25 protein-coding genes and 1 riboswitch are annotated in these 26,104 nt (G+C 48.9%); of the genes, 23 read left to right on the forward strand and 2 right to left on the reverse strand.

The window, feature by feature from the left end; translation table 11 throughout:
* The first annotated feature begins 340 nt into the window (after positions 1–340).
* From rpsB to DXB70_RS13020, 15 genes are all read left to right on the forward strand, one after another.
* Positions 341–1,072 carry a 30S ribosomal protein S2 gene (gene rpsB / locus DXB70_RS12945; RefSeq protein ID WP_022359217.1) on the forward strand — a complete coding sequence of 244 codons (732 nt, stop codon included), beginning with the start codon at positions 341–343 and terminating at the stop codon, positions 1,070–1,072.
* Between the two features lie 124 nt (positions 1,073–1,196).
* Entirely contained in the window at positions 1,197–2,129 is a 933-nt protein-coding gene (gene tsf / locus DXB70_RS12950) for a translation elongation factor Ts (protein WP_117796323.1), read from the forward strand.
* Between the two features lie 457 nt (positions 2,130–2,586).
* Positions 2,587–2,693: riboswitch (TPP riboswitch) on the forward strand.
* A 393-nt stretch (positions 2,694–3,086) separates the two neighbouring features.
* The gene (gene thiW, locus DXB70_RS12955) at positions 3,087–3,623 is read left to right on the forward strand and encodes an energy coupling factor transporter S component ThiW (RefSeq protein WP_117796324.1); all 537 of its coding nucleotides are present in this window, start codon (positions 3,087–3,089) and stop codon (positions 3,621–3,623) included.
* A complete protein-coding gene (gene thiM, locus DXB70_RS12960; RefSeq protein WP_118673447.1) occupies positions 3,616–4,437 on the forward strand; it encodes a hydroxyethylthiazole kinase in 822 nt (273 codons plus the stop codon). Before thiW ends, thiM begins: the two co-directional genes overlap by 8 nt.
* A 54-nt stretch (positions 4,438–4,491) precedes the next feature.
* Positions 4,492–5,127: a thiamine phosphate synthase gene (thiE, locus tag DXB70_RS12965; protein ID WP_118472127.1), complete on the forward strand. Its 636-nt coding sequence runs from the start codon at positions 4,492–4,494 to the stop codon at positions 5,125–5,127.
* A 182-nt stretch (positions 5,128–5,309) separates the two neighbouring features.
* Positions 5,310–6,119: a bifunctional hydroxymethylpyrimidine kinase/phosphomethylpyrimidine kinase gene (thiD, locus tag DXB70_RS12970; RefSeq protein WP_118673448.1), complete on the forward strand. Its 810-nt coding sequence runs from the start codon at positions 5,310–5,312 to the stop codon at positions 6,117–6,119.
* Entirely contained in the window at positions 6,116–6,778 is a 663-nt protein-coding gene (gene tenA, locus DXB70_RS12975) for a thiaminase II (protein WP_107000374.1), read from the forward strand. Before thiD ends, tenA begins: the two co-directional genes overlap by 4 nt.
* 2 nt (positions 6,779–6,780) lie before the next feature.
* Entirely contained in the window at positions 6,781–7,533 is a 753-nt protein-coding gene (locus DXB70_RS12980) for an ABC transporter ATP-binding protein (RefSeq protein ID WP_118636923.1), read from the forward strand.
* Between the two features lie 35 nt (positions 7,534–7,568).
* The gene (locus DXB70_RS12985) at positions 7,569–8,309 is read left to right on the forward strand and encodes an ABC transporter permease (RefSeq protein ID WP_118637482.1); all 741 of its coding nucleotides are present in this window, start codon (positions 7,569–7,571) and stop codon (positions 8,307–8,309) included.
* Between the two features lie 235 nt (positions 8,310–8,544).
* On the forward strand, positions 8,545–9,612 hold the full coding sequence (locus DXB70_RS12990) for an ABC transporter substrate-binding protein (protein ID WP_233430188.1): 1,068 nt from the start codon (positions 8,545–8,547) through the stop codon (positions 9,610–9,612).
* Between the two features lie 391 nt (positions 9,613–10,003).
* Positions 10,004–11,077, forward strand: a complete 1,074-nt coding sequence (gene trpS / locus DXB70_RS12995; RefSeq protein WP_117796329.1) for a tryptophan--tRNA ligase — start codon at positions 10,004–10,006, stop codon at positions 11,075–11,077.
* Between the two features lie 249 nt (positions 11,078–11,326).
* Entirely contained in the window at positions 11,327–12,646 is a 1,320-nt protein-coding gene (locus tag DXB70_RS13000; RefSeq protein ID WP_117796330.1) for a sodium-dependent transporter, read from the forward strand.
* 355 nt (positions 12,647–13,001) lie between these two features.
* Positions 13,002–13,658 carry a DUF6465 family protein gene (locus DXB70_RS13005; protein ID WP_118673449.1) on the forward strand — a complete coding sequence of 219 codons (657 nt, stop codon included), beginning with the start codon at positions 13,002–13,004 and terminating at the stop codon, positions 13,656–13,658.
* 783 nt (positions 13,659–14,441) lie between these two features.
* On the forward strand, positions 14,442–14,669 hold the full coding sequence (locus tag DXB70_RS13015; protein ID WP_118673451.1) for a hypothetical protein: 228 nt from the start codon (positions 14,442–14,444) through the stop codon (positions 14,667–14,669).
* Positions 14,670–14,858: 189 nt separating this feature from the next.
* Positions 14,859–16,250: an RsmF rRNA methyltransferase first C-terminal domain-containing protein gene (locus DXB70_RS13020; protein WP_182448454.1), complete on the forward strand. Its 1,392-nt coding sequence runs from the start codon at positions 14,859–14,861 to the stop codon at positions 16,248–16,250.
* On the opposite strand, the gene DXB70_RS13025 is transcribed toward DXB70_RS13020, so the two are convergent.
* Positions 16,247–17,134 (reverse strand): RluA family pseudouridine synthase, encoded by an 888-nt coding sequence (locus DXB70_RS13025; protein WP_118293609.1) that lies wholly within the window; start codon positions 17,132–17,134, stop codon positions 16,247–16,249. The genes DXB70_RS13020 and DXB70_RS13025 overlap by 4 nt on opposite strands.
* Before the next feature lie 293 nt (positions 17,135–17,427).
* On the opposite strand from DXB70_RS13025, the gene purE reads away from it, so the two are divergent.
* The 8 genes from purE to DXB70_RS13065 all read left to right on the forward strand — a co-directional run bounded on the left by purE (position 17,428) and on the right by DXB70_RS13065 (position 24,999).
* Positions 17,428–17,940 carry a 5-(carboxyamino)imidazole ribonucleotide mutase gene (purE, locus tag DXB70_RS13030; RefSeq protein WP_107000367.1) on the forward strand — a complete coding sequence of 171 codons (513 nt, stop codon included), beginning with the start codon at positions 17,428–17,430 and terminating at the stop codon, positions 17,938–17,940.
* Between the two features lie 38 nt (positions 17,941–17,978).
* Positions 17,979–19,010: a phosphoribosylformylglycinamidine cyclo-ligase gene (gene purM / locus DXB70_RS13035; RefSeq protein ID WP_118673452.1), complete on the forward strand. Its 1,032-nt coding sequence runs from the start codon at positions 17,979–17,981 to the stop codon at positions 19,008–19,010.
* On the forward strand, positions 19,004–19,597 hold the full coding sequence (gene purN, locus DXB70_RS13040; RefSeq protein WP_107000366.1) for a phosphoribosylglycinamide formyltransferase: 594 nt from the start codon (positions 19,004–19,006) through the stop codon (positions 19,595–19,597). Before purM ends, purN begins: the two co-directional genes overlap by 7 nt.
* Positions 19,598–19,607: 10 nt before the next feature.
* Positions 19,608–20,882, forward strand: coding sequence for a phosphoribosylamine--glycine ligase (gene purD, locus DXB70_RS13045; protein ID WP_118673453.1), 1,275 nt, complete (start codon positions 19,608–19,610; stop codon positions 20,880–20,882).
* A gap of 190 nt (positions 20,883–21,072) precedes the next feature.
* Positions 21,073–21,612 carry a rubrerythrin gene (gene rbr / locus DXB70_RS13050; RefSeq protein WP_118673454.1) on the forward strand — a complete coding sequence of 180 codons (540 nt, stop codon included), beginning with the start codon at positions 21,073–21,075 and terminating at the stop codon, positions 21,610–21,612.
* Positions 21,613–22,158: 546 nt separating this feature from the next.
* Complete coding sequence (locus tag DXB70_RS13055; RefSeq protein ID WP_182448455.1) at positions 22,159–23,253, forward strand: NlpC/P60 family protein; 1,095 nt, start codon at positions 22,159–22,161, stop codon at positions 23,251–23,253.
* A gap of 36 nt (positions 23,254–23,289) precedes the next feature.
* Positions 23,290–23,745 (forward strand): ribonuclease Z, encoded by a 456-nt coding sequence (locus DXB70_RS13060; protein WP_118570058.1) that lies wholly within the window; start codon positions 23,290–23,292, stop codon positions 23,743–23,745.
* Between the two features lie 165 nt (positions 23,746–23,910).
* Positions 23,911–24,999, forward strand: coding sequence for a DNA/RNA non-specific endonuclease (locus tag DXB70_RS13065; protein ID WP_118673457.1), 1,089 nt, complete (start codon positions 23,911–23,913; stop codon positions 24,997–24,999).
* 92 nt (positions 25,000–25,091) lie between these two features.
* Here DXB70_RS13065 and DXB70_RS13070 read toward each other — a convergent pair whose 3' ends face one another.
* Complete coding sequence (locus tag DXB70_RS13070; RefSeq protein ID WP_118570059.1) at positions 25,092–26,009, reverse strand: AraC family transcriptional regulator; 918 nt, start codon at positions 26,007–26,009, stop codon at positions 25,092–25,094.
* Between the last annotated feature and the right edge of the window lie 95 nt (positions 26,010–26,104).

Raw genomic sequence — 26,104 nt, forward strand, 5'->3', positions numbered from 1 at the left:
TCGAGTCCCGTCTCGCGCTCTTTTTATTTCTAGGATTTATGCGGGTTCCGAGGTTTTCGGAGCCCGCTTTTAATTTACATAGAATTGCTAAAAGTTTTTACTGAAGGTTTTGTATTATCATTCCGTATATGCTTGCTGGAAGAAATTCAAGAAACGAAGAAAAATGAAGGAAAATGCGTGATTTTTTTAATTTCCACTTGCATGTATACCTTGCCTGTGATATAGTATAAAGGCTGAAAATTCACGCCGGTCGGATTTGCGCAGGACGGTGCTCATTATGAGTCCCCGCGGAAAGCATGAGAAGACGGCGGAAGAAAAACCAAAATTGGAGGAAAGAAACATGAGCGTTATTTCAATGAAGCAGTTACTCGAAGCAGGTGTACATTTTGGACACCAGACCAGAAGATGGAACCCGAAAATGGCTCCGTACATCTACACCGAGAGAAATGGTATCCACATCATCGACCTTCAGAAATCTGTAGGTAAAGTAGATGAGGCTTACAAGGCAGTATCCGATATCGCAGCAGACGGCGGCACAATCCTGTTCGTTGGTACAAAGAAGCAGGCTCAGGACGCTATCAAGACCGAGGCTGAGAGATGTGGTATGTTCTATGTAAACGAGAGATGGTTAGGCGGTATGCTGACAAACTTCAAGACCATCCAGAGCCGTATCGCTAGATTAAAACAGATCGAGGCTATGTCTGAGGACGGAACTTTCGACGTTCTGCCGAAGAAAGAAGTTATCGAGCTGAAAAAAGAGTGGGAGAAGCTGGAGAAGAACCTGGGCGGTATCAAAGATATGAAGAAGATCCCGGATGCTATCTTCGTAGTAGATCCGAAGAAGGAAAGAATCTGCGTACAGGAGGCTCATACTCTGGGTATTCCGCTGATCGGTATCATCGATACCAACTGTGATCCGGAAGAGCTGGATTATGTAATCCCGGGTAACGATGATGCTATCCGTGCCGTAAAACTGATCGTTTCCAGAATGGCAGACGCTGTTATCGAAGCTAAGCAGGGCGAGGCTGAGGCAGCTGCAGCAGAGGGCGAAGCAGAGGCTACAGAGGCTTAATTAACCCCAAAATTAAAAACTGAAACCAAAAGACCAGGAGCACGCCGCGGTTTTCCGCATAAAAGCGTGCTCCGCGCGGGTATACGAACGTGTACCTGAATTTATATACACGGAGGGATTTAAGATGGCAGTTACAGCCGCAATGGTAAAAGAGTTACGTGAAATGACAGGCGCTGGTATGATGGACTGTAAGAAAGCTCTTGCAGCTACAGATGGCGACATGGACAAAGCTGTTGAGTTCCTGAGAGAAAAAGGACTTGCAGGCGCTACTAAGAAAGCTGGCCGTATTGCAGCAGAGGGTATCGTTATGACTAAGGTTACCGCTGATGAAAAGAAGGCAGTTGTAGTAGAAGTAAACGCAGAGACAGACTTCGTAGCTAAGAACGAGAAGTTCCAGAACTATGTATCTGATGTTGCTGAGCAGGCGCTGAACACAAGCGCAGCAGATATTGACGCATTTCTGGCTGAAAAATGGGCAAAGGATCCGTCCCTGACAGTTGCAGAGGCTCTGTCTTCCCAGATCTCCATCATCGGCGAGAACATGAAGATCCGTCGTTTTGCTCAGTTAGCTGAGGAGAACGGTTTCGTTGCTTCCTACATCCATGCAGGCGGCAAGATCGGCGTTCTGGTAGACGTTGAAACTGACGTTGTAAACGATGCAATCAAAGAGATGGCTAAGAACGTAGCTATGCAGGCTGCAGCTCTGAAACCGCTGTACACCAACGACAGCGAAGTAGATGCAGATTACATCGCAAAAGAGAAAGAGATCCTGACTGTAGCAGCTAAGAACGAGAAGCCGGACGCAAACGACAAGATCATCAGCGGCATGGTTATGGGTCGTATCAAGAAAGAGCTCAAAGAGATCTGCCTTCTGGATCAGGTATATGTTAAGGCTGAGGATGGCAAGCAGAGCGTAGCTCAGTATGTAGCTCAGGTTGCTAAAGAGAATGGTGCGAAGATCACTGTTAAGAAGTTCGTTCGTTTTGAGACTGGTGAAGGTATCGAAAAGAAGGAAGAGAACTTTGCAGAGGAAGTTGCAAAGCAGATGGCACAGTAAGCGAACTACTTGTTGTAACTTCATATAACTTATTAGAAAGTGCTGAAACCCAGTATTTATGTAGGGTTTCAGCACTTTTTTGTGTACTGTTTTTTGATACTTTTTTATATAACTTGTTGCAATTTATTCTATCTTCTTATGCGAATTGTGTAAAAAAGTGTGTAGTGAGTTGTGTAGAGGTTTTGGGGGATTTGTGTAATAACACGAATGGAACGCCTCAGCTGATTGCAGACGCACCTTTGCAGTCTGCTCAGCATTACATTTACCGGTCTCAGGATCCCATTAGCGATTCTTTTGGGTGGCATTATGGGACTCACCGGAATCTGGCGGGCGCTTATGCTGACCTTGATCGTGAAAGGATAGGGGATAAAAGTGCACCAGAAAGTCGCACTTGAAAATTTCGCCAGATGCGCTATAATAAGTCTGGCGATGGTTCAGCAGGGAAACATTGCAAATTTGATAAAAACAGGGGAGCTCGTTAGCGGGCTGAGAGGAAGTAATCGAACTTCGACCCTTTAACCTGATGCGGATAATGCCGTCGTAGGAAGTCATGAGATGAATTTTTACAGGAGATATCCGCAGGGGTATCTCCTGTTTTTTCATATAACAGGAAAATCCGTTGAAATTTCCTGTTATATAAAAAGTCCTACCGGGCGGGATCGCACTGCGGCGGAAGGGAATCATGTCGCAAGCGACCGCGCTCGGCGCGGGAATGTGCCAGGGCACATTCTTTTAAAATTAAATTCTTTGAAAGGGGGAACGTATTCCGCATGTGTGCGGCGAGCTGAGGGGGAGCGCCCTGAGCTTTGTAGGCAGCGATGGGAAGCCGTGTTCCGGCGTGAGAGGATACCAGAGAGTATCGACCGAATTTCATGCAGAAAACGTAAATTGTTCGTAACTGTTCAAGAATATCAAAGAAACAGAACAGTTGCAAATTTTCAAAGAAGGAGAAGAAAAATGAATAAGACAAACACGAAAAAACTGGCGATTGCGGCTGTATTCTGTGCCGTTGCCGTCGTAGGAAGTTTATTTTCCGTTCCGGTGTTCGGAAGCAAGTGTTCCCCGGTACAGCATATGGTAAATATCCTGTGTGCCGTTCTTCTGGGACCGGGCTATGGGCTGGGAGCGGCCTTTGCGGCGGCGCTGATCCGAAATCTGTTAGGACTTGGAAGCCTGATGGCATTTCCGGGCAGTATGTTTGGCGCCCTGATCTGCGGACTGGTTTACAAGAAAACGCAGAGTGTGTTCGCAACTTTGATCGGTGAGGTGCTTGGAACGTCCATTCTGGGCGGATTTGCGGCATATCCGGTGGCTGTTTTCCTGATGGGAAAGAGCGCGGCGGGACTGGCTGTCTATGCCTATGTGGTTCCGTTTTTGATCTCGACCGCGGGAGGCGCGATCATAAGCGCAGTTTTGATTTTAAGTTTAAAGAAAGCCAATATTTTAGCAGGAATGCAGGAAGCACTGAGAGAGGAGAAGCCAGCACATGTTTAAAGAAATATTTGATAATGTAAGAGAAAAATGCCCGTTAATCCACAACATCACGAACTACGTGACTGTCAATGACTGTGCCAACGTGGTACTCGCATGCGGCGCGTCCCCGATCATGGCGGATGATAAGGACGAAGTTTCGGATATCCAGACCATCTGCGGCGGACTGAATATCAATATCGGCACATTAAACAGCCGGACCATCGAATCCATGCTGCTTGCCGGAAATCGGGCAAATGAGCTGGGTCATCCGGTAGTTTTAGACCCGGTAGGCGCCGGTGCGTCGAAACTCAGAACAGAGACCGCCAATCAGCTTTTAAAGGAAGTCAGGTTTACCGTGATCCGCGGGAATATTTCGGAGATTAAGACACTGGCACTTGGAAATGGAACGACGAAGGGCGTGGATGCCGATCTGGCAGACCGGGTGACGAAGGAAAACCTGGACGAGGCGGCAGCTTTTGCGAAGGCATTTGCCGGAAAGATGAACGCGGTCGTTGCGATCACCGGTGCGATAGACATTGTGGCGGATGCGGAGAAGGCATACTGCATTTACAACGGTCGTCCGGAGATGTCTTCCATCACGGGAACCGGCTGTCAGCTCTCGGCTTTGACGGCGTCCTTTGTGACAGCCAACCAGGAACAGCCGCTTGAGGCAGCTGCTGCGGCAGTCTGCGCCATGGGACTGGCCGGAGAGACGGCATACGCCCGTTTAAGTGAACTGGACGGCAATGCAACCTACCGGAATTATATCATTGATGCTATTTATCGCATGAACGGAGAAGCGCTGGAGGCCGGAGCAAAATTTGAAGTAAGATAATAGAACTTTAGTGTCTGTTTTTATAAGAACAGCCGAGAGAAGGAGGAAACGCAGATGAACTGCAGACCGGAAGATATGCTGCTTTACGCGGTGACAGACCGCGCATGGCTGAAGGGAGAAACTCTGGAGAGTCAGGTTGAGAAAGCTTTGAAGGGCGGGGCGACGTTTGTCCAGCTGAGAGAAAAGGAGCTTGACGAGGCGGAGTTTCTGGAGGAGGCAAAGAAGCTTAAAATGCTTTGCAGAAAGTATCAGGTTCCGTTTGTGATCAATGACAACGTGGAGATTGCCCTGGCGGTGGATGCGGACGGCGTCCATGTGGGACAGAGCGATATGGAAGCGGGAAAGGTTCGGGAAAAGCTGGGACCAGATAAGATCATCGGCGTTTCCTGCAAAAATGTAGAACAGGCGCTTCTTGCGAAAAAGCATGGGGCGGATTATCTGGGAGTCGGAGCCATCTATCCGACGGGAACCAAAAAGGACGCCGATGCCGTGACGCCGGGGATGCTTGCCAAGATCTGTCAGGCAGTCGATATTCCGGTTGTTGCGATCGGCGGACTGAATAAAGAACATCTGGAACTGTTAAAAGGAACAGGTGTGGACGGCATTGCAGTGGTCAGCGCCCTGTTTGCGGCCGATGATATTGAAAAGGCAGCAGAGGAACTGAAGGAAGCTGTAAAAAAGGTTCTGTAAAGATGAAAACGCTGTCATTTTGTCAAAAAAATGGCATGAAAAAGTTTATAAGAAAAAGCTTGTGAAAAAAGCTTCATTAAAAAATGGTAAGAAACTTTGCAAAAAGTTTTTTATGGCGGCACATTGGGGGCACCACCTTGTGTCGCCTTATAAAAGTTATTGATGCCTGAAAGGAGTTAGTTATGAAGACAGCATTAACAATCGCTGGAAGTGATTGCAGCGGAGGCGCCGGTATCCAGGCCGATTTAAAGACGATGCTCGCCAATGGAGTATATGGAATGAGTGCGATCACGGCGCTGACGGCCCAGAACACAACCGGCGTCCAGGGGATTTTTGAGGTAACCCCGGAATTTCTGGAACAGCAGATTGACAGCGTATTTACGGATATTCGTCCGGATGCGGTAAAGATCGGCATGGTTTCATCAACCGGACTGATCAAGTCGATTGCGAAGAAGCTTTGTGAGTACCAGGCAGAAAACATTGTTGTGGACCCGGTTATGGTGGCGACGAGCGGAGCAAAGTTAATCAGCGACAATGCCATCGACACCTTGAAAGAATCGCTTTTTCCATTAGCGGCGGTTCTGACACCGAACATTCCGGAGGCGGAGGTCTTATCAGGAATGGAAATTAAGTCTGCCGACGATATGATTACGGCAGCAAAATGGATCAGTGAAACGTACCATTGTGCGGTTCTCTGCAAGGGCGGACATCAGTTAAATGATGCCAACGATCTTTTATACCGGGACGGCGGATACCGTTGGTTTAACGGAAAACGCATCCACAATTCCAACACCCATGGGACGGGCTGTACCCTGTCCAGCGCGATTGCATCCAATCTGGCGAAGGGCTATGATCTCGACACCGCGGTGGAACGTGCCAAGGCATATATTTCCGGCGCACTGGGAGCAATGCTGGATCTCGGCAAAGGATCCGGTCCGATGGATCATGGATTTGATTTCCGGGGAAAAGGATTTGCGGAGGAACGCGTATGACAATGACAGAGAGGCTTTTGGAAGCCACAAAGGAGATCTGGGCTGGTTACAATGAAAAACCGTTCGTAAAAGGCATTGCGGACGGCAGTCTGGATCATGATAAATTCAAATATTATATGATACAGGATTATCTGTATCTGATTGATTACACAAAGGTGTTTTCCATCGGGGCGGCAAAATCAACGGATCTCGCATTTATGCGCCTGTTTGCCGGATATACCCACTCGATTCTGGATGGGGAGATGGATATTCACCGTGCTTACATGGAACGTTTGGGGATAACCAGAGAAGAGGCGGAACAGACGCCGGTCGCTCTGGATAACCTTTCTTATACTTCTTATATGCTTCGCATCGCTTATGAGGGGGGCGCGCCGGAGGCGGCAGCAGCGATATTGTCCTGCGCCCTCAGCTATGAATGGATTGCGAAGAAAATCGCAGCAGACAGACCGGATGCCGACAAACATCCATTTTATGGGGAGTGGATCCGGGGATACGCTTCCGAGTCTTACCACAAGGAAAATGAAGTCCTTGTAGAGTGGATGAACCGTCTGGCAGAGGATCTGTCTGAGAAACAAAAGAAACATCTGGTGGATATTTTTGTGGCCTGCTCCCGCTATGAAGCGGCATTCTGGGATATGGCGTGGGAAATGAGGCGGTAAATATGCTTACATTTGACAACGTGCGTTTCCAATATGCGGTAGAGGATTTTTCGATCATTGACCATCTGTCGTTTGAAGTCCAGGATGGGGAGTTTGTGTCCATCATCGGCGCTTCCGGCTGTGGAAAAAGTACGATCTTCCGGCTGGTAAATAAACTTCTTACCCCGGCTTCCGGTGTGATCCGGGTGGATGGGGAATCGATCGAAACGAAGAAAAATTACTGTGGATATATGCCGCAGCAGGATCTGCTGTTTCCATGGCGTACCGTGCGGGAGAATCTGATGCTTCCGATGGAGATTCAGGGCGGATATTCGAAGGAACAGATGCAGAAAAAAGCGGATGATGCGCTTCAATCGGTTGGACTTGCAGACTGGGGAGATAAGACGCCGAAAGAGCTTTCCGGCGGTATGCGCCAGAGAGCCGCCTTTGCGAGAACGGTTCTGACGGGTTCAGACCTTCTGCTTTTGGATGAGCCGTTTTCTGCCCTGGATTATCTGACAAGACTGTCTATGCGGGAGTGGCTTCTGGAACAGTGGGAGAAGGAGAAAAAGACGGTTCTTTTCATCACGCATGATGTGGAAGAAGCGGTGTTTCTGTCCAGCCGGATTCTCGTGGTGGAACAGTCACCGATCACACATCTGCGCTCCATCGAGGTTCCGGCGGGATATCCGCGATCCCGGGAAGAGCTTCGCAGACCGGAAATTCTGTCCTTAAAGGAAGAACTCATCGGAATGCTTAAGAAGGAGAAGGTGTGATGGAACAGAAAGAAACAAATAAAATGGAAAGCCGGATGAATGCGAATCTTCCAGCTCTGATTCTGGTGGCGGTGCTTCTGTTTGCATGGCAGGCGGCGGCTATGGGGATTGATGCGGCCTATATTCTCCCGTCTCCGGTTCAGGTGGTTGTACGGCTGTGGGAACTTCGGGGTCCATTATTTACGGCACATCTGCCGGCGACGATGTCGGTAGTCGTGATTGGACTTTTGATCTCGATCGTGCTGGGCGTGGGACTGGCTGTGCTGATGGATGCCAGTGAGACGGCAAGAAAGGCGCTGTATCCGCTGATCATCGCCTCGCAGACGATTCCGACGACGGCGCTGGCACCGCTGTTTGTCCTCTGGTTTGGCTACACGATCTGGAGCAAGGTGCTGGTAACGGTGCTGATTACGTTTTTCCCGATCACGATCACGGTATTTGACGGGTTCCGGTCGGTGAAGACGGAAATGGAAGAACTTTTGTTTACATTTGGCGCGGATAAGCGTCAGATTTTTTTGAAATTAAAGATTCCGGCGACGCTTCCGTACTTTTTTTCAGCGATCAAGATGGCGGTACCGCTGTCGATCATCGGAGCGGCGATTGGAGAATGGCTGGGCGCCCAGAGCGGACTCGGATATTTCAGCCGGAGAATGATGACCCAGTTAGATGGAGCCGGTGTATTTGCACCGATTCTGCTTCTATCGGTAGTGGCGATGGCGGCAACGTGGGTTGTCTCGCTGCTTGAAAAGCGGATGATTTTCTGGAGGAATGAGTAGGGAATTGTGGTATAGGATGAAATTTTGAAGTATGTGTGCGGATATTGAAAAGTCTGTATTTTTGAAATGTGTGCTGCAGACCGAAAAAAGTGTATTCACAAAAAAGCTACTCGTGAAGAAGTGCAGATCTTTGAGATTGGTATGTGAATCCAGCAAGTCATATGCAAAAAAACTGGAAAACAGATAAGTGATAGGGAAATATAAACGGAAATTTGTAAAAATGAAAGGATATGAGATGAAAAAACGAATGAAAATGGCTGCCGCAGTGATGGCAGCAGTGATGGGAATGATGACACTTGGCGGATGTGGAACGGCCAGCGAAAAGAGTGAGACAGCTGCTCAGGCAGAGGGCACGGATGCGAAACAGACCTCGGAAGATGGAAAAAGTCAGGATCTTAAGGAGATCAATGTGGTTCTTGACTGGTATCCGAATGCGATCCATACCTTTATTTATACGGCGATCGAGCGCGGTTATTATGCGGAAGAAGGACTGGATGTGAAAGTGCGTTTTCCGGCCAATGCGAACGATGCGTTATCACTGGTAGCGGCTGGAAAGGCGGAGATCGGCATGTACTATCAGCAGGATGTGATCCAGGCGGTTGCCAATCAGGGAACGAAGATCAAATCCATCGGTGCGATCGTGCAGTCCCCGTTAAGTGTCGTTCTTTCTTTAAAGGATAAGAATATCACAGGACCGGAAAATCTGGTTGGAAAAACCGTTGGTTACGGCGGAACAGCACTCAGCGAGGCGGTTGTCAAGAGCATGATGGAATATGTGGGAGCGGATGCATCGGATGTAAACCTGATCGATGTCGGATTTGAACTGATGAGTTCTATGACGACCGGCAATGTGGATGCGACGATCGGATGCCTTGTTAACCATGAGGTTCCGCAGATGGAGGAAGAGGGCTTTGATGTCAACTACTTCATGGCAGCTGGATATGGAATCCCGAATTATTATGAGGAAGTATTCCTTGCCAACAACGAAATGATCCAGCAGGAGCCGGAAGTTCTGGAAGGATTCTTACGCGCATCGAAGAAGGGCTTTGAAGACTTTAAGAACGATCCGAATGGCTGCCTGGCAATCCTGATGAATAATCAGAATGAGGAAAACTTCCCTCTGACCCAGAGCGTGGAGGAGAAGTCCTGTGAGACACTTCTGCCGCTCATGGAGAGCGATGAGGTTCCGTTTTTGACCCAGACCGAAGAGTGCTGGCAGGAAAACATCGACTGGATGAGCGAGAGCGGGCTGATCGATAAGAAAGTGGATGTTTCGGATGTGATGGTAAACCTGCAGGAGTAAGAGCCAGAAGTAGTCAGAGACTGCCTGTTTGTGCAGAGCAAGTAAATTTCCGGAACTGGAAATTCTGGTGTTTAACATATATATGCAAGACAAGAATGGTAACAGAGTTATTGTTCACGGGTAGGCACTTTTGGAACCGAAAGTGCCGTGAGAAAACGTGGTGGCAGCAGGAATTTGCCGTATTTAAATGCGAAGCCACGGCAAATTCCGTTACTGGGCACGTATGCGTGTACAGTAAACAACAGGGCGTTACTGGGGAAGATGGAGTCTCAGAATGTTGACAGTCTGCCAGCCAGGATATATAATATTTTCGTAACTGTTCAGTACCTTAACAGTCACGCGCAAAAATCCATTAAAGAAAAAACACCAGAATGGAAGGGGAAACAAATAGATGAAGAAAATTATTTTAACCGGCGATCGTCCTACAGGACGCTTACATGTCGGACATTATGTTGGCTCTCTGAGCGAGAGAGTGAGACTTCAGAATTCCGGCAAGTTCGATGAGATTTATATTATGATTGCCGATGCGCAGGCACTGACGGACAATGCCGATCACCCGGAAAAGGTGCGTAAAAATATTCTGCAGGTTGCCCTGGACTATCTGGCTTGTGGAATTGACCCGGAGAAATCCACCATCTTTATCCAGTCGATGGTGCCGGAGCTGACAGAGCTTACTTTCTACTATATGAACCTGGTTACGGTATCCCGTGTACAGCGAAATCCTACCGTAAAAGCAGAGATTCAGATGCGTAATTTTGAGGCAAGCATTCCGGTTGGATTCTTTACTTATCCGATTAGCCAGGCGGCGGATATCACTGCATTCCGCGCGACGACCGTTCCGGTTGGAGAGGATCAGATGCCGATGTTAGAGCAGTGCAAGGAGATCGTCCATAAATTCAACAGCGTGTACGGCGAGACTCTGACGGAACCGGAGATTCTGCTTCCGTCCAACAAGGCGTGTCTGCGTCTGCCGGGTATCGATGGAAAGGCAAAGATGAGCAAATCGCTTGGAAACTGCATCTACCTCTCTGATTCGGAAGCAGATGTGAAGAAGAAGATCATGTCCATGTTTACAGATCCAAATCACCTGCGTGTCGAGGATCCGGGTAAAGTCGAGGGCAATCCGGTCTTCATCTATCTGGATGCATTCTGCCGTCCGGAGTATTTTGCAGAGTTCCTGCCGGATTACCAGAACCTGGACGAGCTGAAAGCGCATTACCAGAGAGGTGGTCTGGGCGATGTGAAGGTGAAGAAATTCTTAAACAACGTCATGCAGGCTGAACTGGCTCCGATTCGCGCGAGACGCCAGGAATGGGAGAAGAGAATCCCGGATGTATTTGACATCTTGAAAGAGGGAAGCAAGGCAGCAGAGGCGAAGGCTGCTGAGACACTTCGCGATGTGAAGGCTTCGATGCGGATCAATTACTTTGATGATGACAGCCTGATTGATACGATCGAGGACTAAGATAAAAAGTGGAAATTCGGCGTGGCTTTCTGGAATGCCGGGAGTGTGCTGCCGGAAATGAATTGAATTAAGAAATAGAGAAAAGTCTGTCTTTTGGCATGGGAAAGGTGTCGGGGGACAGGCTTTTTTGCGTGATTCCCACTTAAAAACGGTTTACATAGTCCCTAAAATTCGATATAATAGTCTGTATTGCGTTATAACGCAAGGCTATATCAAATATGAAATGAAAGAATACTAAGAGGGCTACACATGAGTAAAAACAAACAATGGGCGAGTAAGCTGGGCTTTATTATGGCGACGGCTGGGGCGGCGATTGGATTGGGAAATCTGTGGAAATTTCCATATCTGATGGGAAAGAACGGTGGATTTCCATTTCTGGTTGCGTATCTGTTTTTTATCGTCGTTCTCGGACTGCCGGTTATGATCACGGAAATGTCCTTGGGACGGAAGACACGCCATGATCCGGTGCAGGCGTATGCGGACATTCATCCGCACGCACGGATTGTCGGTATATTCGGCGTACTGGCGGCGTTTATTATTTTGAGTTATTACAGCGTCATTGGCGGCTGGATTTTAAAGTATATTGCCAGCTATGTGACGACGGCGGCAGCGCCGGATTTTAACGCCTTTATCGGCAGTAGCGAGCCGGTGATCTGGCATATTGTATTTATGGCAGCGACTATAGCTGTCTGCTATTTTGGCATCAATGGCATTGAGAAAGCGAGCAAATTGATGATGCCGATGCTTCTGGTTCTGTTATTTGTCATCATTTTCAGAAGCGTGACGCTTCCGGGAGCTTCGAAAGGACTGTTATTTATCTTCCAGCCGGATTTTTCGGCGTTCACGCTTTCCTCCGTCAGCGCGGCACTGGGACAGGTGTTTTATTCCCTGAGTCTCTGTATGGGTATCACGATCACCTACGGAAGCTATCTGAGTGGAAAGGAAAATATTCCAAAAAGCTGTATGATCGTCGGTGGTCTGGACACCGTGATTGCGGTTCTCGCGGGTATCGCGATCTTTCCGGCAGTATTTGCCTTCGGTCTGGAGCCGGGACAGGGACCGGGACTGATTTTCGGCACACTGCCGATGGTATTTGCGAATATTGCGGGAGGAACTTTCTTTGCAATCCTGTTTTTTGCGCTGGTTTTTTTCGCAGCCGTTACGAGTGCGATCGCACTTCTGGAAGTCTGTGCCTCTTTTGCGATTGATTCGCTGGGCTGGGAACGCAAGCATGCGGCGCTTGTGATTGGTACGGCGATCACGCTGCTTGGCATTCCGAGTGCGCTGTCCTTCGGCGTCCTGAGTGATGTCACAATCCTGAATCAGTCGGTCTTTGATTTCGCCGGACTGGTAACGGATAATATTCTGATGCCGCTCGGTGGACTCACGATGTGCTACTATGTAGGCTGGAAATGGAAACCGGAGTATCTGCTTGCGGAGATCGAGGCGGACGGTACGAAATTCCGTCTGGGAAAACTTTGGGTGTTCTGCATCCGATTCCTGACGCCGATTATGGTGGGAATCGTCAGTGTAACTGGATTTTATAATTTGTACTTGGCGATTCGGTAGGAAGAGCGGTTTTGTTGACAAAAACAGGAAATTGCCGTATAATTTGTTAAAGTTCAGACAAGGTCATGGAAACAGGGACAGGATGTGCTTGACGGTGGATCAAGGGCGGAAAAAGACCATTTGTGTGATAATCTGAATGGACAGACAACTTGGGGAAACTTGAATATAAGACAATTAAATTATGGGGATACCGCAGAATGACAAGGATGTGATTAGGCGGTGTCCCTACTTCGACTGTCGGGAATGAATCGGATATGAGGCATTGCCGCAGGCGGAAAAACTGCGCCGTGTGAGTGTGCACAGAATCACAAGCCGGAAGACGTTGTGGAGAAAGCAGAGAAGGAGGATGAGATATATGGTTCCGAGAAAGAAAACATTAGCCAAGACAGCGGCAAAGAAATCTGTTTCAACGGAAGAGAAAAAGGTTCCGTCTGTTGTGGAGAAAAAAGAGACAGCCGTAGCTGAAGTGGCGAAGAAAGAAACGGCAGTGGCAGCAGTCGCAAAGAAAGAGACAGCGGTAGCGGAAGTGGCAAAGAAGGAAACAGCTGTTGCAGCGGTGGAGAAAAAAGAGACGGCAGTAGCATCCGTTCCGAAAAAGGAAACTGCACTGGCACATGTAGAGAAGAAAGAAACAGCCGTAGCGCCGGTACAGAAGAAGGAGACCGCCCTCGCAGAGAAGAAAGAGATGGCAGCAGCCGCAGAGAAAAAGGAGACAGACGTGACCGTAAAGAAAACAACTGCAAAGAGAACCACAAAGACAACCACAAAGACAACCACTGCAGCAAAGAAGACAGCTGAGAAAAAGGAAGTAAAGACAGTTGCATACGTACAGTACGCAGGTGCGGAGATTTCTATCGAGAAGCTGGAGGCAGAAGCAAAGAAAGCATATGCAGCTCTGGGACATAAAGAGGACGAGATTGAGACTCTGACCCTGTATGTTAAACCGGAAGAGCGTGCCGTTTACTATGTGGTAAACGGAGAAGGTTCCAGTGAGTACAAGATTGTGTACTAAGGTGGGCGTTCGGTGAAGTTTCCGGCTCTGTATGACGGGAAGTTTACATACCATATCTGCTTAAAATGAGGGAGCAGGTATAAAAATCTAAGAATGGTAAAAAGCCAGTTTTTATATCTTTGGTGTATTAAGAGAGATATAGAACTGGCTTTTTATTTCATAGAAAAATGTGTCCTATGGTAACTGTTCAGTAGGTCTGCGCATTTACGGCGCTGACCGTACGAAAACATGGGCCAGCAGGCAAAAATCCCATTGCCGTAGGCAATTTTTGATGGATTTTTGCGCGTGACTGTGAAGGTACTGAACAGTTACGTCCTATGAAACAAAATACGCTCCGCGAGGATGCACAGTGATTCTGTATGGAATATGTCAGCTTCGCTGACCAGAATCACGCGCCAGGTCTCACGGACGGTTTACTGATATGGGGATGTTTTAAAATCATAAAAGGGAATGCGGATGATTCGGTCCAGGGCGGAATGAAGGAAAAAACAGCCAGAACAGTACTCCAGCGGTTAAGGTCAGGCAAATCTCCATGGCACTGTTGATGATTCCTGATAAAATCCAGCTGTCCAGACAGAAAACGGATGAAATCCAGAGGAGCAGAAGGCAGAGACGCCCACGGGTAGCAGGAGAATCCAGAGAGTGAGTCAATTTGCTGAAAAAGGCAGTATTAGAGGTTCTTTGGGAATAATGGACAGGAGCTGGGGACGAAAAATAGATCTGCAAGCTTAAATAAAACAGATTATAAAGAAATAACAGCGCAGCCGCCAGCGCCAGAAGCGTGTGAAGGATAGCACAGACTGGGAGGTGCTCCGGGGCATAGGGCAGCAGGGCAGCGGCAGTGAGGAGAAGCAGGCAGCATTTTGCCTGGCGGGGGCGGTACAGGGAGAGTTGGGAGTAGAGAAAGCCGCCGCAGAGCAGGCACCAGAGAAAAAATTCCCCGCGCCGGTGCAGTGCAATGCTGATGCTGGAAAAATTGGAGGAAAACGGATTGCTTCCGCGTGTGAGTGAGAAACTAAAAAATGGGAGGAGAACGAACGTAAATATCCATCTAATCATGAGGATAGTGTGGGAAAATGGGGCGGAAAAGATACTGGAAAGAAGAGACAGAAATAGTTGACGGAATTGCTGTTTATGTAATAGTATTATTATTTAGGAAAGATGAATAATATGTTTGATTAAGAAGGATAATACAAAACTATGATAAATTTACCAGCAGCATTTACTGAACGAATGAAACAGATGCTTGGCAGGGAGTACGATGCGTTTATCGCCAGTTACGACAAGGAGCGCTCACAGGGACTGCGCGTGAACGGACTGAAAACGGATCCGGCGGAATTTGCTAAGACGGCTCCATTTTCTCTGAATCCGGTTGCGTGGGCGGCGGAGGGATTCGCTTATGGGGCGGAAGATCGTCCGGGGCGTCATCCGTACCACGATGCGGGCGTTTACTATATTCAGGAGCCGAGCGCGATGATTGCGGCTTCGCTTTTAAACCCGCAGCCGGGGGAAATGATTCTGGATCTCTGTGCGGCACCGGGCGGAAAATCGACGCAGGCGGCGGCGAGACTGAGCGGAGAAGGACTTCTGGTGAGCAATGAGATCCATCCGGCGCGTGCAAAGATTCTCTCGCAGAATATCGAGCGCATGGGAATCCGGAATGCGGTTGTGACAAATGAAGATTCCGGGCGGCTGACGAAGTATTTTCCGGCATTTTTTGATGGGATCATCGTGGATGCACCGTGTTCCGGCGAGGGAATGTTCCGCAAGGATGAGACGGCGGTCACGGAATGGAGCCCGGAGAATGTGCGTCGCTGTGCTGGGCGGCAGCAGGAGATTCTTGAAAATGCGGCGATGATGCTGAAACCGGGCGGACGGCTGGTGTACTCCACCTGTACTTTTGCGCCGGAGGAGGACGAGCAGGCGATCGGACGTTTCTTAGAGGCACATCCAGAGTTTGCGCTAGAGGAAACGCCGGACTATCCGGGACTTTCGCACGGCGTTCCAGCCTGGGGGGCGGGTGTGACGGATGGAATCGAGAAAACGGTCCGTATCTGGCCGCACCGGACCGAGGGAGAAGGCCATTATGCGGCACTTCTTCGAAAAACGGGCGAGCCGGAGAGCGTGAAGCGTAAATATCCGGCTTCGGTGAAAGACAAGAAGCTTCTGGCAGTCTATGAGGATTTTTGCAAGGAGATATTTATAGAGCCGAAGAAATGGACGGCGGACAGTACGATGACGATGTTTGGCGACCAGCTTTACCGGACGCCGGAGGAAATGGTCGATTTTAAGGGGCTGCGGGTGCTTCGCCCGGGGCTTCAGATGGGAGAATTTAAGAAAAACCGTTTTGAGCCGTCCCACGCGCTGGCACTTGCCCTGCATCCGTCGGAGGTAAAACAGAATGTGAACCTGTCTGCAGACGCGCCGGAGACGGCGGCATATCTGCGCGGCGAGACGATCCAGCTTTCTGCGGAAGATGCCGGAAAAGGCTGGTGCCTTGTGAGTGTGGACGGGTATTCGCTCGGATGGGGCAAGAAGAGCGGCGGGACGCTGAAAAACCATTATCCGAAGGGACTGCGGAAGCAGTATTAATAGAAGAAGGAAAAATCCTCCGGCATCGGAGCCGTAAACTCCATTGCTTCCCCAGTGATCGGATGCCGGAATGCCACCGTATAGGAGTGAAGCGCCTGCCGTCCGATGAAGCGGTAATCCGGGTTGTATAGAAAATCCCCTAAAAGCGGGTGCCCGATGGCTTTCATGTGGACCCGGATCTGGTGGGTGCGTCCCGTTTCCAGGCGAAGCCGGACGAGGGAGCAGCCGAGATCGTCCCGGTAATCGAGACACCGGTAATGGGTGACGGCGTGTTCCCCATGATCCATATCGATGCAGCGTTCGATGGTGGAACCATCTTTTCGGGCGATCGGCAGATCGATGGTGCCGGATTCTTCTGGTTTACCGGCAACAATCGCGAGATATTCGCGGCGTATCTCTTTTTTTGCAGTCATGGCGGAGAGAAATGCGCCGCTTATTTTATGTTTGGCGATCAGCAGAAGACCGGTGGTGTCGCGGTCTAAGCGGTTCACGGCACGGAACACGAAATGTTCGCCCCGCGAGGCAAACCGGTACGCGAGGGCGTTTGCCAGCGTATTTTCATGGTGTCCCTGGGACGGGTGGACAGGCATTCCGGTGGCTTTGTTGAGTATTATGAGATCTTCGTCTTCATATACTATATCGATCGGAAGATTGACCGGAAGAATATCTGAAGAAACGGGTTCGTCCGGGAGAAAGAGCGTCAGGGTGTCTCCGATCTGAAGCGGTGTGTTCAGCCAGGATGGAGTCCCATTCAGGCAGATCTGCTCAGGGTTCTGTTTGAGCTCGATGAGGATGCGGCGGGAATATCCGGCATCGCGCAGGAAGGCGCCGATGGTGTCGGCCTTGTTTTTATTTGTAATGGTGTATGATAATGTCCGTTTCATTTAGGGAACCTCTTTGGGGTGAAAATGGGTTATTTGTTGTCATTCCAATAAGGATAACATAAAAGCAGGATGGGCTGCAATGTCAGAGTGAAATTTGTTCCTGATTACGGCTACGCTATTTTGGAACAGGAAGCGCCCCATGAGAAGGTATGACGAAATTTTGAAGGATTCTCGAAACCCTATTGACTTGCCATGAAAAACCTAGTATCATTACTAATAAGTAAAGCTGTTTTTATTCAAATTACTTATAAGTAGAACTAATAAATACAATGCAGAGAAAAGGAGAATGAACGATGGCAAAAGTAGGAATTGTAATGGGAAGCGATTCGGACATGCCGATCATGGCACAGGCAGCAGATTTTCTGGACAAGATGGGGATTGATTATGAAATGACAATCATTTCTGCACACCGTGAGCCAGACATCTTTTTTAACTATGCAAAATCCGCTGAGGAGAAAGGCTTTAAGGTTATCATTGCAGGTGCTGGCAAGGCAGCACATCTGCCGGGTATGTGCGCGGCACTGTTCCCGATGCCGGTGATCGGTATTCCGATGAAAACCTCGGATTTAGGCGGAGTTGATTCTCTGTATTCGATCGTACAGATGCCATCCGGTATTCCGGTTGCAACGGTAGCGATCAACGGCGGTAAGAACGCGGGTATTCTGGCAGCCAAGATTCTGGCAACTTCCGATCCGGAGCTGTTAGCGAAATTAAAGGCATACTCCGAGGAGATGAAGAATGAAGTAGCCGGTAAGGATGAGAAATTACAGAAGCTGGGACATAAAGAGTATCTGGCACAGAAATAAAAACAAAAAATATAAACAAGGACATACGGAGGAAAACCATGGATTACAAGAATTCCGGAGTAGATATTGAGGCTGGTTATAAGTCAGTAGAACTGATGAAAGAGCATGTAAAGAAAACGATGCGCGAGGAGGTGCTGGGAGGTCTGGGCGGCTTTGCCGGTGCATTCTCCCTGGCAAAGATTAAAGAGATGGAAGAGCCGGTTCTCTTATCTGGTACGGACGGCTGCGGCACAAAGGTAAAGCTGGCGATCATCATGGACAAGCATGACACGATCGGTATCGATGCAGTTGCGATGTGTGTCAACGACATTGCATGTGCAGGTGGCGAGCCGCTGTTTTTCCTGGACTATATTGCCTGCGGCAAGAACTATCCGGAAAAGATCGCGGATATCGTAAAAGGCGTTGCAGAAGGCTGCTTACAGTCGGAGGCAGCTCTGATCGGCGGCGAGACAGCCGAGCATCCGGGACTGATGCCGGAGGAAGATTATGATCTGGCTGGTTTTGCTGTCGGTGTGGTTGATAAAAAAGACATGATTACCGGCGAAAACCTGAAATCGGGTGATGTACTGATCGGTATGGCATCCACCGGCGTTCACAGCAATGGTTTCTCCCTGGTCCGCAAGGTATTTGAGAAGGAACTTAACAAAGAGGGACTGGAGACCTACTATGAGGAGTTGGGAACCACGCTTGGCGAGGCACTTCTGGCACCGACCCGTATCTATGTAAAGGCGCTGAAAGCAGTGAAGAATGCAGGCGTGACTGTGAAAGCGTGCAGCCATATCACAGGCGGCGGCTTCTATGAGAATGTTCCGCGTATGCTGAAAGACGGTGTCCGCGCAGTCATCAAGAAAGACAGCTATCAGATTCCGCCGATCTTTGGTATGCTGGCGAAGAAAGGCGATATCGAGGAACACATGATGTACAATACCTACAACATGGGTATCGGCATGGTTGTAGCAGTCGATGCGGCTGATGCAGAGCGTGCGATGGAGGCGATGAAGTCCGCTGGCGATACACCGTACATCATCGGTTCTATTGAGGCAGGAGAAAAGGGAGTAACATTATGCTAAGAGTCGTTGTAATGGTGTCTGGCGGCGGTACAAATCTGCAGGCAATCCTGGATGCGGTTGATAACGGCAAGATCACGAACGCAGAGGTTGCAGCGGTTATCAGCAACAATGAGGGCGTTTATGCGATTGAGCGTGCGAAAAAACACGGTGTCCCGGCATTTGTTGTGACTCCGAAGGCGTATGAGACGCGAGATGCATTCGATGAGGCGCTTTTAGAGACCGTCAAGGCGTGTAAGCCGGATCTCATCGTTCTGGCTGGATTTCTTGTGAAGATTCCGGCGGCGATGATCGAGGCATACAGAAATAAAATTATCAATATCCACCCGTCCCTGATTCCGTCCTTCTGTGGCGTCGGCTATTATGGACTGAAGGTGCATGAGGCGGCACTGGCGCGCGGCGTCAAGGTGACGGGCGCGACGGTTCACTATGTGGATGAGGGAACCGATACTGGTCCGATCCTCTTCCAGAAAGCCGTAGAGGTGCAGCCGGATGATACGCCGAAGACGCTGCAGCAGCGCGTGATGGAACAGGCAGAGTGGGTACTGCTTCCGCAGGCGATCGATGCGATTGCAAACGGAAGAATATAAGGAGAAGAATATGAAAGTTTTAATCGTTGGCAGCGGCGGACGTGAGCATGCGATCGCATGGAAAGTGGCTCAGAGTCCGAAGGTAGATAAAATTTATTGTGCACCGGGCAATGCGGGAATCGCAGAGTATGCAGAGTGTGTGCCGATCAGTGCGATGGAATTTGATAAGCTGGCGGCATTTGCGAAAGAGCATGAGGTTGATCTGACCGTGATTGGCATGGACGATCCGCTGGTTGGCGGTATCGTGGATGTGTTCGAGGCACAGGGGCTGCGTGTATTTGGACCGAGAAAAAATGCGGCGATTCTGGAAGGATCGAAGGCATTTTCCAAGGATCTGATGAAGAAATACAACATTCCGACCGCAGCCTATGAGACTTTTACCGATCCGCATAAGGCGCTGGAATACTTACAGACCGCTAAGATGCCGATCGTTTTGAAAGCAGATGGTCTGGCACTTGGAAAAGGTGTTCTGATCTGCAATACTTTAGAGGAAGCAGAGGCAGGCGTCAAGGAGATCATGGAGGACAAGAAGTTTGGTTCTGCCGGCAATCAGATGGTCATCGAGGAGTTCATGACAGGACGCGAGGTTTCTGTCCTTTCCTTCGTCGATGGCGATACGATCCGCATTATGACCTCCTCTCAGGACCACAAGCGGGCGCTGGACGGCGATCAGGGCTTAAATACAGGCGGTATGGGAACCTTCTCGCCAAGCCCGTTCTACACAAAAGAAGTAGACGAATTCTGCAAAAAGTACATCTATCAGCCGTCGGTTGACGCGATGAAGAAGGAAGGACGTACCTTTAAGGGCATCATTTTCTTCGGTCTGATGCTGACCGAAGATGGTCCGAAGGTGCTGGAATACAATGCGCGTTTCGGCGATCCGGAGACACAGGTTGTCCTGCCGCGCATGAAGAACGATATCGTGGAAGTCTTTGAGGCATGTATCGACGGAACCCTGGATCAGATCCAGCTGGAATTTGAGGACAATGCGGCAGTCTGTGTTGTTCTGGCGTCGGATGGTTATCCGGTGAAATATGAAAAAGGTTTCAAGATTCACGGTCTGGAGAAATTCAAAGACACGGACGGTTACTATGTATTCCACGCGGGCACGAAGTTCGATGCAGATGGCGATATCGTGACAAATGGCGGTCGAGTGCTGGGCGTTACTGCAAAGGGCAAAGACCTGAAAGAGGCGCGCGCCAACGCATACAAGGCGACCGAGTGGATCAATTTTGCTAACAAATATATGCGCCATGATATCGGGCATGCGATTGATGAGGCGTAAGGGAAGCGGAAGGTAGTAGATTCCTATTTAGAAAAGAAACGGGGATATCAGATTTGAACGTCTGATATCCCTGTTTTTGTCTGGATGTTGGAAAAAAATGCTTTTGAAAAACATATTAAAAACATTCAATCGTGATATAATAGAAAGAAAAGATGATCTGTTTTCATGCAATTAAAAGGAGGACAACGCAATGGCTAATAAATATGCAGGAACCCAGACGGAAAAGAACCTGAGGGAGGCTTTTTCCGGCGAATCACAGGCGAGAAATAAATATACCTATTTTGCATCCAAGGCAAAAAAAGAGGGATTTGAGCAGATTTCCGCCCTTTTTTTAAAGACCGCAGACAATGAGAAAGAACACGCAAAGATGTGGTTTAAGGAATTAGACGGCCTGGGAAATACCGCAGAGAATCTGGCATCTGCTGCAGACGGCGAGAATTATGAGTGGACAGATATGTATGATGGATTTGCCAAGACGGCTGAGGAAGAGGGCTTTCCGGAGCTGGCAGCGAAATTCCGTATGGTAGCGGAGATCGAAAAACATCATGAAGAGCGCTACCGTGCCCTGCTTCACAATGTGGAAGCGCAGGAAGTATTTAAGAAGAGCGAAGTGAAGGTATGGGAATGCCGCAACTGCGGTCATATCGTAGTAGGCGAGAAAGCACCGGAAGTTTGTCCGGTATGCGCGCATCCGCAGGCTTATTTCGAGGTTCATGCAAAGAATTACTAAATCTGGGGACTCAATCGTGGAAGCAGATGCCTTTTGTGGGAATGTGAGACGCAAGAGGTAGTTCTGGATTTGGTATGTGATTGAGTATAAGTAATGTGAGTTAGAGTGGATATGCCATGGACGGCGAGGATCTGATGGATTTGCTGGTCAGTCAGCTGGGGCACTTTCGAAAACGACGAGACGCCAGCTGAGGGTGCTGCCGATTCCTTATTGTGTATAAAAAAGGAAGATGCATCATATAAAAGATACGAAAAATAAGCAGGCTGTTTTGGATCGATTCGTATGAGATCGTCTTTTTTATCATTCGCACCAGATGTTTCGAAGGAACAATGCCAGGCAGAGCATTGGATCGATATAGAAAATGTGTCAGAATCAGTAAAAATGACGCCGGAAGAAATTGAAAATTTGAATGCACGGATTTTACGGACATCTGGAACGGAAATGCATGATTTGAAAAATGAAGCCTTTGCCAAAGAAGAGAGAGTTGTTTATGATAAATGGTGTGGAAATTTCTTATCATTTGGGATACAGGGGATAAATTGGACTGTGCGTGATGCTCAAAATTCCGTGGATAAAAATGTTCATATCAAATATGGAATCGCGATTTCACAGGGGTTGATCAAACAGTTTCCGATGGAGACTTTTTTAGCCGATGAGGAGGATCCATCCGATCCGGAGTGGGATGAGGCAGCACTTTGTCTCTGTATGGTCGGGGAACCGCTTTTGATTTTGGGTTCGGTGCAGGAGGAGAGTTATCTGTATGTCCGGAATGAATGCAGCGAGGGCTGGATATCGGCAGAGTCGGTGGCAGTCTGTCGGAACCGGGCGGAATGGCTGATGGCGGCATTTCCGATCCATCCGTTAGTAGTGACAGGGGACATGGTCTGGCTGGAAGCAAGTGCGGTCTATCCGGGAACCAGTGCATACCGGCTTCGGATGGGTACGGTGTTGGAATTGTGCGTGGAAGAAGGAATCCCAGAGATAAAAGAAACAATAGAAACAAACAGAATAAAAGGGACAGGAGCGCTAATAGAGACAACAGAAGCACAGGCAGAACAGAGGGTACAGAACAGACTGTCTTGGAATAATTACATCGTCTGGCTTCCATGCCGCGCTCCGGATGGCAGTTTCTTCCGGCAAAAAGGATTGATTCCGATGAGCCGGGACGTATCGGTGGGATATTTGAGCTTGACAAATGAGGAGATTATTAAACAGGCGTTCAAGTGTCTGGGAGACCGCTACGGCTGGGGCGGAATGCTGGAGAGCCGGGATTGTTCTTCCTATATCCGGGAAGTGTACCGCTGTTTTGGATGGATCCTGCCTCGCAATACGACCGGTCAGCTGCAGATGCCAGTTAGAAAAATAGAGCTGGCGGGGCGGCGCTGCTCAGAAAAAAAGCAGATTTTAAGAGCATTAGAACCGGGCACACTTCTATATTTTCCGGGACATGTGATGATGTATCTGGGATATGAGAATGGCAATTTTTATGTCATAAACGATGTGAGCAGGCTGGTGAAAGAAGGAGAAACGATGCCGGTGCGTGTACGATCGGTGATTGTCAACACGCTGGCAGTCAGGCGTCCCAATCTGCGGACTTGGATGGAGGAGCTGACGCTTGCTTTGATTCCTTGGGAAACATGAAACGTACAGCAGATAGAAAAAGGGAGAAAAAGAGAGATGAAGATAATTGTATGTGTGGATAATCAGAACGGCATGATGTTCAATCACAGACGGCAGAGCCAGGACCGCGTGCTTAGAAAGCGTATTATGGAGCTGACAGGTGGGAAAAAACTGTGGATGAATGCATACAGCCAGAAACAGTTTTTACAGGTGAATGGAAATATGCCGAAAGAACAGGAACAATCCGGGCAACTGGGGCAATCTGGGCAGATTCAGGCAGATGAAGCGTTTTTGGAAAAGGCGGGGCCGGGAGAGTACTGTTTTGTCGAGAACAAGGATGTTGTTCCGTATGAGAGCCGGATCGAAGAAGTGATTCTTTGTCATTGGAACCGGGATTATCCGGCAGATATGTATTTTAAGATGGATCTGGGCAGCTGGAAGCTGGCAGAAACGCAGGAATATGCGGGTTCCTCGCATGAGAAAATCACAGAAGAGCGGTATGTGCGCAGGTAAAAAATATACATAAAAAGTAAGTACAATATAAAAGAGTAAGAAAAACATAAAAAACAAGTCAAATATAAAAAAGAGCCGGTTCTGCACCTGAAAATCAGGCGCCAGAACGCGCAAATCTACATGGCTCTGAAAGGGATAGGCTTAAACGGAAAGGCAGAAATTCATATGAGAAAATTGAAAATGTGGCTTCTGGGGCTGGCTGCAGCGGCGATGCTGTCTGTTTCAGCGTGCGCGCAGGAGATTCCAGAGGAAAGTCTGAATGGAAACGGAAGTGTCAGCGCGGAGGAAAATCAGGCGGAAAGTGCGGACGGAGATTCGCAGGCGGTGTCATCGTCAGAAAATGGTGGAAACCGTGTATCTTCTGCTTCGGGAACGTCATTTAATCTGGCGGATGTACCGGCATATTCCGGTCAGCCGTATGTGGCGGTCAATGGAAATGTGCCGTATTTTACCGATGCGGACCTGACGGATGTATCATTTGAGAGTTACAGTGATCTGGACAGCCTGGGGCGCTGCGGCGTGGCATATGCTTCGGTTTCGCAGGACACGATGCCGACGGAGAAGCGCGGCTCGATCGGGGAAGTCAAGCCGACGGGCTGGCATACGGCGAAGTATGACAATGTGGATGGAAAGTATCTCTATAACCGTTGTCATCTGATCGGCTACCAGCTCACGGCGGAGAATGCTAATGTCAAAAACCTGATTACCGGAACCCGCTATCTGAACGTACAGGGAATGCTGCCATTTGAAAATCTGACAGCCGATTATGTGAAAGAAACCGGAAACCATGTCATGTACCGCGTAACGCCGGTTTTTGAGGGCAATAATCTGGTTTCCTCCGGCGTCCTGATGGAGGCGGAATCCGTCGAGGATCAGGGCGAGGGAGTGCTGTTCTGCGTATACGTCTATAATGTCCAGCCTGGTATTGCGATCGATTATGCGACAGGAGAAAGCTGGGCGGACGGTTCTGGAAGTGCGGGAAGCACAGCCGGACAGGGAACGGCTGGAAATGGCAGCAGCCAGAATCAATCGGCTGGATCGGGAGCAGCTGGTTCGTCGGGAGGCGGCGCTGGATCCTCTGGAAGCAGTGCGACGGTTCAGACCTACATTCTCAATACCAACTCGAAAAAATTTCATCTTCCAAGCTGCACATCTGTCACCCAGATGAAGGCGGCAAACCGGCAGGAATTTACCGGTACGCGCGATGAAGTGATTGCAGAGGGATATGAACCATGTAAGAACTGCAATCCCTGATAAAACAGGGATGCAAAGTGTCTCGTTTGTGCTGTGTATGGAAAGAATCGGATGAGAACACGGTTAAGGAAGTTTCAAGAAGAAGCAATTCCTTAAAGAAAAGTTATAAGAGAAATTTTCCGCTTACGATACGCCCCCGGTGTACATCCGGTCAGGCGTTTGAAACAGGAAGAATAGTAGCTTTGTGTTGTAAAGCCGGAGCTTTGGGCAATTTCCGCGATAGATAGGCGGGAGTTGTTCAAAAGCTCCTGGCTTTTTTTGATCCGGTATTCAAGGAGATACTGGAAAATCGTGATGCCAGTCATCCGTTTGAAAAAACGTTCACATTCTTCCGGACAGAGGCAGACTGCGTCAGAGATCTCGCGCAGGGTGGTTTTCTGCGAGTAATGCGCCTGCAAGTAGTGGAAAATCTCTTTCAGGCGGCTGTTGGCGGCAGAAGTATCGCCGCGTTTATTGAACGTGGATTCGTCTTGACGGAGAAAGCGCCAGGCGATGATCCAGAGGGAAAACAGGATACCATATACCTGAAACGAGCTTTCAGGTGTGTGATTCTCTGAAAGCTGTAAAATACGGCAGATGGAGTCCGTCAGCAGAGAACCGTCGGGTGTGAGGGCGTCAAACTGGAAAAAAGACAAGGTTTCCTCATTCAAAAGGGGCAGAACCATCGCATCCGACAAAGCAGCCCCGCTGGCAGCAGTCAGAAGCGCCGGGGAAAAATTGATGCAGTAGTAGGAGGAATCCGGAGTCAATGGCAAAGCGCTGTGGACGAGCCGTCGGTTTAAAAAAATACCGCAGCCGGACGAAATCGGGAATCTGGAACCAGGCGTCTGAAAACAGACCTCGCCGCGCTCGACCAGGCAGAACTGGAAATCTTCATGCCAGTGCCAGCTCACAAGCTGATAAGACGGATCGGAAAAGTCGGTTCGGTACACCGAAACCGGAAAATCCGGGAAAATACGAATCAGGTTTTCCTCCCGGTCAGAATTTATGGAAAGATAGTTTGTAATCATAATAACCTCAATATAATGAAAAAACAAGCCGATATTTTTATATATAAATAAAGATAATACCGATATAATGATAAAGTCAATGAAAAAGAACGAAA

This window comes from Clostridium sp. OM05-5BH (assembly GCF_003481505.1).
GTDB classification, from domain to species: domain Bacteria; phylum Bacillota; class Clostridia; order Lachnospirales; family Lachnospiraceae; genus Otoolea; species Otoolea fessa.